Below are 8258 nucleotides of genomic sequence, written 5' to 3' on the forward strand. Positions count from 1 at the left end.
AGCGCCGACGCCCCGCGTATTGGCTGAACGATTCAGTAGCTGCCCAGTCGTAAATTCTAGACGCACACACTGCGCAACCCGGCGCGCCGGTTACTGGCGCCCACTCTTACCCGTGAGGCACGCATGAGTTCACCAACCGACCAACAGGGCGGGATCAGCGTCGCGACCTGTCCGCTGGCCATCGAGATCAACGGCCAATCCCATCAGCTGGATGTCTACCCCTGGACCACCCTGCTGGATCTGCTGCGCGAACAGCTGCAGCTCACCGGCAGCAAGAAAGGCTGCGACCATGGCCAGTGCGGCGCCTGTACCGTGCTGCTCAACGGCAAGCGCATCAACTCATGCCTGACCCTCGCGGTGATGCACGACGGCGCCAGCCTGACCACGGTTGAAGGCCTGGCGAAGGACGGCGCGCTGCATCCCATGCAGCAGGCCTTCATCAGCCACGACGCCTTCCAGTGCGGCTACTGCACACCGGGGCAGATCTGCTCTGCCATAGGCATGACGGCCGAGGGCCGCGCCGAGACGCAGGAACAGGTGCGTGAACAGATGAGCGGCAACCTCTGCCGCTGCGGCGCCTACCCCAACATCCGCGCCGCCATTGCCGAGGCCATGCCCGCTACGCGGGAGCTCGAGCACATGCAGTTGAACAGCGACAGCGAGGTGAGCCGATGAATCCGTTCAGCTACGCCCGCCCGGCCGACGTCAGCGAGGCCATCCGTCTGTTCCAGCCCGGCAGCCGCTACATCGCCGGCGGCACCAATCTGCTCGACCTGATGAAGGAAAATGTCGCCCGGCCGACACAGCTGATCGACATTACTCGCCTGCCGCTCAATGACATTGCCGATACCGCCGCAGGCGGCCTGCGCATCGGCGCGCTGGTGAGTAATGCCGATCTGGCCTGGGATGCGCGCGTCGAGCAGCGCTATTCGTTGCTGGCCAAGGCGATTCTTGCCGGCGCCTCACCGCAGCTGCGCAACATGGCGACCACCGGCGGCAACCTGCTGCAACGCACCCGCTGCTACTACTTCTATGACGCCGATACACCCTGCAACAAGCGCGAACCCGGTTCCGGTTGCCCGGCACGCGAGGGGCTGAACCGCATTCACGCGATCCTTGGCCATAGCGAGCAGTGCATCGCCGTGCACCCCTCAGACATGTGCGTCGCCTTGGCCGCCCTGGATGCCAGCGTACTGGTCGAGGGGCATGCGGGCGAACGGCGCATTGCTTTCGCCGACTTTCATCGCCTGCCCGGCGACGCGCCCGAGCGCGACAACACCCTGGCCGACGGCGAGCTGATCACCGCCGTGGAGTTGCCGGCAGAGAATCTCTCCACCCACTGCAGTTACCTGAAAATCCGCGACCGGCAATCCTACGCCTTTGCATTGGTCTCGGTGGCTGCTGCGCTGCAGCTCGATGGCGGCGTGATTCGCCAGGTGCGGGTGGCGCTCGGTGGCGTGGCGCACAAACCCTGGCGCAGCCCGGATGCCGAAGCATTGCTGATCGGCAGACCCGCAGATGCGGACGCCTTCGGCGAACTGGCCGATGCCTTGCTGGCCGGCGCCCAGGGTTTTGCCGACAACCAGTTCAAGGTGGCGCTCGCCCGGCGCGCCATCATCCGCGCCCTGAGCGACGCCGCAGAAGGAGCCGCCTGATGTCTACCTATTCCTCCCCCGTTGGCAAACCGCTGGACCGCGTCGACGGCCCGCTGAAAGTGCAGGGCCAGGCGCAGTACGCAGCGGAGTTTGCGCAATCCGGCCTGCTTTACGGCAGCGTGGTCAACAGCAACATTGCGCGTGGGCGCATCGTGCAGATTCACACCCAGGAAGCAGAAGCCGTGGCTGGCGTGGAACTGGTGCTGACCCACGCCAACCGCCCCTCGATTGCCGGCTATGACGAGCCCTACGAAGATGATGACGCCGCCGACGGCTCGCCCTTCCGCCCGCTGTTCAATGATCAGATTCTGTACAACGCGCAGCCCATTGCCCTGGTGGTGGCCGAGAACCTGGAGCTGGCGCGCTACGCCGCCAGCCTGATTCGCGTCGAGTATCAGCAGGATGGGCACGCCACCGACCTCATGGCGCATCGCGACACCATGCACAAGGCGCCCGCCGAGTTGCCCGAGCCGCGCGGCGACAGCCATCAGGCGCTGGCCAATGCCGCCGTCACAGTCGAGGTGCAGTACAGCACGCCGGTGGAACACCACAACCCGATGGAGCCGCACGCCTCTACCGTGCATTACCTCAGCGATGGCCAGCTGGAGATCTACGACAAGACCCAGGGCGTGCAGAACTGCATGCGCTATCTGGAAGACGTGTTTGGCATGCAGGGCAAGATTCGCATTTTCTCGCCCTATGTAGGTGGCGCCTTCGGTTCGGGCTTGCGCCCGCAGTATCAACTGCCGCTGGCGGTGATGGCCGCGCTCAAGCTCAAGCGCTCGGTGCGCGTGGTACTCAAGCGCCAGCAGATGTTCACCTTCGGCTATCGACCCCGCAGCATTCAGAAACTGACTCTGGGGGCCGACAGCGACGGCCAGCTGCAAAGCATTTATCACCAGGCCATCGCCCAGACCTCGCGCTTTGAAGACTTTACCGAGCAGGAGGTGCAGTGGTCGGGCATGCTCTACAAGTGCCCCAACGTGACCCTGGATTACCAATTGGTCCCCCTGGATGTGTACACCCCGCTGGACATGCGCGCGCCCGGCGCGACCATCGGCGTTTACGCGCTGGAGTGCGCCATGGACGAGCTGGCCTATGCCGCCAACATCGACCCGCTGGAGCTGCGTCGCAAGAACTTCACCGACTACAACGCCAGCCAAGGCAAACCCTATTCCAGCAAGGAACTGCTGCAATGCTACCAACAGGGCGCCGAGCGCTTTGGCTGGAGCAAACGCAGCATGGCGCCGCGCAGCATGCAGGACGGCCACGAGCTGATCGGCTGGGGCATGGCCACCGGCATCTGGGAGGCCATGCAGATGCCAGCCAGCGCCACCGCCTGCATTCACGCCAACGGCAAGCTGATCGTCAGCAGCGCCACCACGGATATCGGCACCGGCACCTACACGGTGATGACGCAGATCGCCGCCGAGGCCATGGGCCTGCCAATGGAGTTGGTAGAGTTCAAACTGGGCGATTCCAGCATGGCCACTGCCCCCCTGCAGGGCGGCTCCTTTACCGTCTCCTCGGTGGGCAGCGCGGTACAGCAGGCCTGTCAGGCGCTGCGCGTGAAGCTGCTGGATGCGGTACAGCAAACCCCGGCATCGCCTTTCAGCGGGATCACCCCGGATGAGGTCGACTTTGTCGATGGCTGGATGGTTATCAAGAATGACCCGCAGGAGCGGGTCAAGCTGACCGACATAGTGGACGGCGCCGGCAAGCTGGAAGCCGAAGCCACAGCAGAACCCAGCGAAGCGCGGGACAACTACGCCACCGGCACCCACTCGGCGGTCTTCGTCGAGGTGCGGGTGGATGAAGACACCGGCATGGTCCGGGTGTCACGCGTGGTCAGCGCCATCGCAGCCGGGCGCGTGGTCAATCCCAAGACCGCCGGCAATCAGATTGCCGGTGGCGTGGTCTGGGGTGTGGGCCAGGCGCTACATGAAGAGTCGCAGATGGATCACAATCTGGGCCGCTTCATGAATCACAACCTGGCCGAATATCACATCCCGGTGCAGGCCGATATTGGCGATATCGAGGTGATCTTCGTCGAGGAGCACGACGAGGTGGTCAACGCCCTAGGCTCCAAGGGCGTGGGTGAAATCGGCATTGTCGGCGTTGCCGCTGCGGTGTCCAACGCCATCTATCACGCCACCGGCAAGCGCGTGCGCGACCTGCCCATCACGCTGGACAAACTCATCTGAGCGGGCTGGGCCGCGGCGCTCAAGCGCGCCGCGGCAGGCTCACCGCCAGCATGAACAGCAGCGCAGCGCAGACCACAATGGACGGCCCCGCCGGGGTATCCAGATGCCACGACATGGCCAGCCCGCCAAGCACCGCCAGGCAACCCAGCAGACTGGCGCCCACGGCCATCTGCTCCGGTGTGCGTGCGTGCCGCTGCGCCGCCGCCGGCGGGATGATCAGCAACGAGGTAATCAACAGCACGCCTACAATCTTCATCGCCACCGCGATGACGATGGCAATCAGCAGCATCAGCGCCAGCCGGATCGCGGTCACGGGTAAACCTTCTACCCGCGCCAGCTCTTCGTGCACGGTAATCGACAGCAGTCTGCGCCAGAGCAAGGTAAGCAGCGCCATCACTATCACCAGCCCACCCAGCATCCAGTACAGATCGCTGCGGGTAATCGCCAGCAGGTCGCCGAACAGATAGGCCATCAGGTCTACCCGCACGTTCTCGGTCAGCGCCAACACCACCAGACCCAGCGAAAGCGTGCTGTGCGCCAGGATGCCCAGCAGCGTATCGCTGGCCAGCCATTGCTTGTGTTGCAGCGCCACCAGCAGCAAGGCAATGAGCACGCAGCCGACGGTGACGGCCAGGGTTAAATTGAGATCCAGCAGCATGCCCAGCGCCACGCCAAGCAGCGCCGAGTGCGCCAGGGTGTCGCCAAAATAGGCCATGCGGCGCCACACTACAAAGGACCCCAGAGGGCCGGCGACCAGGGCCAGGGCCAGGCCGGCCAGGAGCGCGTAAAGCAGAAAATCAGGCATGGTTGCAGTCAGGTCCGTGGTGATGGTCGTGGCCGTGTTCGTGGGTGACCACCTCGCCATGCATATCGTGGGCGTGGTCGTGGTGATGGTTGTAAACGGCCAGCGCGCTGGCCTGCTCGCCAAACAGAGCGACAAAAGCCGGGTCTGTGCTCACCTGCTCGGGGTGGCCGGAGCAGCACACATGGCGATTGAGGCAGACCACGGTGTTGGTGGTCGCCATCACCAGGTGCAGATCGTGCGAGACCATCAGCACGCCGCAACCGTAGCGGTCACGCAGGCGGGTAATCAACTGATATAGCTCGATCTGGCCGTTCACATCCACGCCCTGCACCGGCTCATCCAGCACCAGCAGGTCGGGCTGGCGCAGCAGCGCACGGGCCAGCAATATGCGTTGCAGCTCCCCGCCGGAGACTTGCTGCAGCGGGCGCGTCAGCAGATGCGCCGCGCCCACGTCGTCCAGCGCGGCCGCCACACTGGCGCGCTTCGCGCCCGGTGATAGCAGCAGAAAGCGCTGTACCGTCAAAGGCAGCGAAGGATCGATCTGCAGTTTTTGCGGCATGTAGCCGATGCGCAAGCGGGGCTTGCGGTGCATTTCACCCGAGCTGGCCTTGAGCAGCCCCAGCACAATGCGCACCAGGCTGGTCTTGCCCGCGCCGTTGGGGCCAATCAGCGTGACTATCTCGCCGCGGCGCACGCTGAGGTTCACCTTCTCCAGCACCTCGGTGCTGTTCAGGCGCAGGCTGACCTGCTGCAAGGCAAGGAGTTGCTCGCTCATGCTGCCGCCTGGCACTGGGCGCAGAGGCCGGTAATTTCCACGGTCTCGCTCTGCACGGCAAAACCCTGCGTCTTCGCGGCCCCGGCAATCGCCTTGCTGATGCTGCTCTGCTCCAGCTCGATGGCAATGTGGCAGTTCAGGCAAATCAGAAACTGCCCCTGATGCCGATGCTCCGGGCTGGGGCAACCGATAAAGGAATTGAGCGAGGCGATGCGATGCACCAGCCCCTGCTCCTGCAGAAAATCCAGCGCCCGATAAACGGTCGGCGGCGCAGCGCGGCGGCCGTCATCACGCGACAGCGTCTCCAGAATGTCATAGGCGCCCAGCGGCTTGTGGCTCTGCCACACCAATTCCAGCACGCGCTTGCGCAGGGCGGTAAAGCGCACGCCAGAGCGCGCGCAAACCTCTTCGGCCGCATTCAGCGCATGGTGCACGCAGTGGTCGTGGTTATGCGGTTGCTGGGGATCGGGCAGGGTAGTGGAATCGGTCATGCTAACGCCTCGTTGGCAGCCCCCAGTGCAGCGCTGCCAACGAGGCACGCCGACGCGGGGGTATTTTCCGCGGTCAATGAGCTGTTATCCTATAACAATTCATCCTGCCGAGGTATGCCCCCTTATGTTGTTTCGTCGTCTGCTGGTGCTCAGCATTGGCCTGCTGCTGTCCACCACCGCCCTTGCCGACAGCAAGGTACTGACCAGCATCAAGCCAGTTCAGCAGATCAGCGCAGCCCTGCTGGCCGGCATTGATGAACCCGCCGTACTGCTGCCGCCCGGCGCTTCACCGCACGTATTTGCCCTGCGCCCCTCGGATCGCCGCGCCCTGGCCAGCGCCGAGCGCATCTACTGGATCGGCCCGTCACTGGAGCGCTTTCTGGTAGAGGTGCTGCACGAACGCGACAGCGCCCGCGAGCTGATTCACGTGCCGGGCCTGAGCCTGCGCGAGTTTGACGAGGCGCACGATCACCAGCACGAAACGGAAGAAGCGCATGCCGATCACGCTGACGAACATGGCGATGAACATGCCCATGAACAGGGCCACGAGCACGACGACAGCAACCTGGATCCGCACATCTGGCTGTCGCCGGAAAACGCCCTGACCATCGCCCGTTGGATGCGCGACGACCTGGCGCCCCTGTACCCCGAGCAGCAGGCAAGGCTCGACAGCAACCTCGCCGCCTTCGAACAAAGCATTACCGCACTGGAGCAAAGCCTCCAGCAACGCTTCGCCCCGCTGAGCGACAAGCCCTACTTCGTCTTTCACGACGGCTACGACTATCTGGAAGCCTACCTGGGCATTGCCCATCGCGGCGTATTCAGCCTGGCGCACGAAATCCAGCCCGGCGCCCGCCACGTCAACGAACTGCGCCAAACCCTCAGCGCTGCCGCCCCCGCCTGCGTGTTCAGCGAGCCCCAGTTCACCCCCCGCCTGGTGCGCAGCCTGACCGAAGGGCTACAGGTAAAAAGCGCGCAACTGGACCCGCTGGGTAGCGATATCAAAGTGGGACCGCAGGGGTATGAGCAACAGTTGCGCGAGCTGACGGATACCCTGGCGGGTTGTCTGGAAAGTCTCTGATCTTGCCTGGGCTGGCTCTTGCAGCCAGCCCGCACCTTAGCTGTAGGTTTCGCCAACGAACTCCAACAGGCAGAAACCATGGCCGAAGGGGTCGGCAAAGGTGATGCACCTGGACCCGCGCCACTCCACGCATTCACTTTCCTGCTTCGCGCCTGCCTGGATGGCGCGCTCCGCCGCATCAGCAAGACCCTCTACAACAAAGTCGAGATGCGCTGGCGTCCAGTGCCGCGCGTATTGGCGGGTATCTGACGAAAACTGACGAGGCGCCGGCGAGTTACACGGAGCGTGAATTTGGCCGGGATCAGCCTAACCTTTATATTTTTCAGTTCGACCAGTGCTTTCACCTACTGGGTGAAAATCCGAACCCAGCGCAATCCTGCGCGGAAATCAGCCCGGACTACCGACAGTACCCCAAGGAAGCCACATCATCATTTATCGGGTAGCCACCGACGGCGTTGTGGCAATTATCCGCATCCTGCACAAACGCATGTTGCCTGACGGAACATTTGCTTTAAGGCATGACGCCGCAAACAGCAGCGGCTTTTCATTGGAGGCGAAGCTGGAGCGAAGAAGCTGTCGCTGTGCTTGGCCTTGTCAGGGCTTTTGAAATACAATCGTACGGAAAGCCAGTACATAAAGGTGCCGTCGTGGACACAATTAGCGTAAACAAATTCAGAGACAACCTGAAAAGCGTTGTAGAGCAGGTGGTTAGCCGACATGAGCCGCTCAAGGTGACACGACGAGCCGGAGAGGCATTCGTTGTGATGAGCGCCGACGACTGGGAGCGAGAACAGGAAACCCTTCACGTACTTCAAAGCAAGAATCTCATGCAGCAGATTGCCGCATCTCTTGAAACCCACTCCCGTGGAAATGGCTACAAGCCGACTGGCGAGCAAATGGATGAGATCACTGGTATTTGAGGGTCACACCTGGGAAGCGTATGAGGTCATACGTGAAAAGGACAAACGATTACACAAGGCCTTGTGCAAATTGCTCAAGGAAATGCTGCGATCAGACGACCCTTCTTCCGGCTTTGGAAAGCCTGAACCCCTAAAGCACAACCTCTCTGGCTTATGGTCAAAGCGGATATCACAGAAAGATCGTCTGATATATCGGTTCGACGACAAATCTATTTATATTTTTGCTATTGGTGGTCACTACGATCAGGCCTAACGAGGCTGTAGAAAAACCCTTTTCGGGTTCATCCCGCAGCCATTTCCGTGTTTATGTCTGGCCTCGGATCTTCA

At 62.5% G+C, this 8258-nt stretch carries 11 protein-coding genes; 7 read left to right on the forward strand and 4 right to left on the reverse strand.

Annotated features, from left to right (window positions below; genetic code table 11):
* Positions 1-123 precede the first annotated feature (123 nt).
* Genes V7756_RS18235 through V7756_RS18245 form a run of 3 tightly spaced genes read left to right on the forward strand, consistent with a single transcriptional unit; the run spans position 124 to position 3859 of the window.
* On the forward strand, positions 124-675 hold the full coding sequence (locus V7756_RS18235; RefSeq protein ID WP_335611628.1) for a (2Fe-2S)-binding protein: 552 nt from the start codon (positions 124-126) through the stop codon (positions 673-675).
* Positions 672-1655 carry an FAD binding domain-containing protein gene (locus V7756_RS18240; protein WP_335611629.1) on the forward strand — a complete coding sequence of 328 codons (984 nt, stop codon included), beginning with the start codon at positions 672-674 and terminating at the stop codon, positions 1653-1655. The genes V7756_RS18235 and V7756_RS18240 overlap by 4 nt, the downstream gene beginning before the upstream one ends.
* A complete protein-coding gene (locus V7756_RS18245; RefSeq protein WP_335611630.1) occupies positions 1655-3859 on the forward strand; it encodes a xanthine dehydrogenase family protein molybdopterin-binding subunit in 2205 nt (734 codons plus the stop codon). The genes V7756_RS18240 and V7756_RS18245 overlap by 1 nt, the downstream gene beginning before the upstream one ends.
* Before the next feature lie 19 nt (positions 3860-3878).
* Here V7756_RS18245 and znuB read toward each other — a convergent pair whose 3' ends face one another.
* From znuB to V7756_RS18260, 3 genes are read right to left on the reverse strand one after another with little or no spacing between them, the layout of a single operon-like run.
* Entirely contained in the window at positions 3879-4664 is a 786-nt protein-coding gene (znuB, locus tag V7756_RS18250) for a zinc ABC transporter permease subunit ZnuB (RefSeq protein ID WP_335611631.1), read from the reverse strand.
* The gene (gene znuC / locus V7756_RS18255; protein ID WP_335611632.1) at positions 4657-5439 is read right to left on the reverse strand and encodes a zinc ABC transporter ATP-binding protein ZnuC; all 783 of its coding nucleotides are present in this window, start codon (positions 5437-5439) and stop codon (positions 4657-4659) included. The genes znuB and znuC overlap by 8 nt, the downstream gene beginning before the upstream one ends.
* On the reverse strand, positions 5436-5930 hold the full coding sequence (locus tag V7756_RS18260) for a Fur family transcriptional regulator (RefSeq protein WP_335611633.1): 495 nt from the start codon (positions 5928-5930) through the stop codon (positions 5436-5438). The genes znuC and V7756_RS18260 overlap by 4 nt, the downstream gene beginning before the upstream one ends.
* Positions 5931-6054: 124 nt before the next feature.
* On the opposite strand from V7756_RS18260, the gene znuA reads away from it, so the two are divergent.
* Positions 6055-7011, forward strand: a complete 957-nt coding sequence (gene znuA / locus V7756_RS18265) for a zinc ABC transporter substrate-binding protein ZnuA (protein WP_335611634.1) — start codon at positions 6055-6057, stop codon at positions 7009-7011.
* Positions 7012-7047: 36 nt separating this feature from the next.
* Here znuA and V7756_RS19155 read toward each other — a convergent pair whose 3' ends face one another.
* The gene (locus V7756_RS19155) at positions 7048-7302 is read right to left on the reverse strand and encodes a VOC family protein (protein WP_442909027.1); all 255 of its coding nucleotides are present in this window, start codon (positions 7300-7302) and stop codon (positions 7048-7050) included.
* Positions 7303-7441: 139 nt separating this feature from the next.
* On the opposite strand from V7756_RS19155, the gene V7756_RS19160 reads away from it, so the two are divergent.
* The 3 genes from V7756_RS19160 to V7756_RS18280 are packed head-to-tail and all read left to right on the forward strand — an operon-like array spanning position 7442 to position 8184.
* Entirely contained in the window at positions 7442-7618 is a 177-nt protein-coding gene (locus V7756_RS19160; RefSeq protein WP_442909028.1) for a hypothetical protein, read from the forward strand.
* Positions 7619-7658: 40 nt separating this feature from the next.
* The gene (locus tag V7756_RS18275) at positions 7659-7931 is read left to right on the forward strand and encodes a type II toxin-antitoxin system Phd/YefM family antitoxin (RefSeq protein WP_335611636.1); all 273 of its coding nucleotides are present in this window, start codon (positions 7659-7661) and stop codon (positions 7929-7931) included.
* Positions 7912-8184, forward strand: a complete 273-nt coding sequence (locus tag V7756_RS18280) for a Txe/YoeB family addiction module toxin (RefSeq protein WP_335611637.1) — start codon at positions 7912-7914, stop codon at positions 8182-8184. The genes V7756_RS18275 and V7756_RS18280 overlap by 20 nt, the downstream gene beginning before the upstream one ends.
* The last annotated feature ends 74 nt before the right edge of the window (positions 8185-8258 follow it).

Origin of the sequence: Halopseudomonas sp., from assembly GCF_036961105.1 — a bacterium.
In the GTDB taxonomy this organism is placed as follows: Bacteria; Pseudomonadota; Gammaproteobacteria; order Pseudomonadales; family Pseudomonadaceae; genus Halopseudomonas.

Bases quoted from the DNA above. Each gene is read 5' to 3' on its own strand.
- V7756_RS18235 (WP_335611628.1), top strand. From the start codon at position 124: ATGAGTTCACCAACCGACCAACAGGGCGGGATCAGCGTCGCGACCTGT.
- V7756_RS18240 (WP_335611629.1), top strand. From the start codon at position 672: ATGAATCCGTTCAGCTACGCCCGCCCGGCCGACGTCAGCGAGGCCATC.
- V7756_RS18245 (WP_335611630.1), top strand. From the start codon at position 1,655: ATGTCTACCTATTCCTCCCCCGTTGGCAAACCGCTGGACCGCGTCGAC.
- znuB (WP_335611631.1), bottom strand. From the start codon at position 4,664: ATGCCTGATTTTCTGCTTTACGCGCTCCTGGCCGGCCTGGCCCTGGCC.
- znuC (WP_335611632.1), bottom strand. From the start codon at position 5,439: ATGAGCGAGCAACTCCTTGCCTTGCAGCAGGTCAGCCTGCGCCTGAAC.
- V7756_RS18260 (WP_335611633.1), bottom strand. From the start codon at position 5,930: ATGACCGATTCCACTACCCTGCCCGATCCCCAGCAACCGCATAACCAC.
- znuA (WP_335611634.1), top strand. From the start codon at position 6,055: ATGTTGTTTCGTCGTCTGCTGGTGCTCAGCATTGGCCTGCTGCTGTCC.
- V7756_RS18280 (WP_335611637.1), top strand. From the start codon at position 7,912: ATGAGATCACTGGTATTTGAGGGTCACACCTGGGAAGCGTATGAGGTC.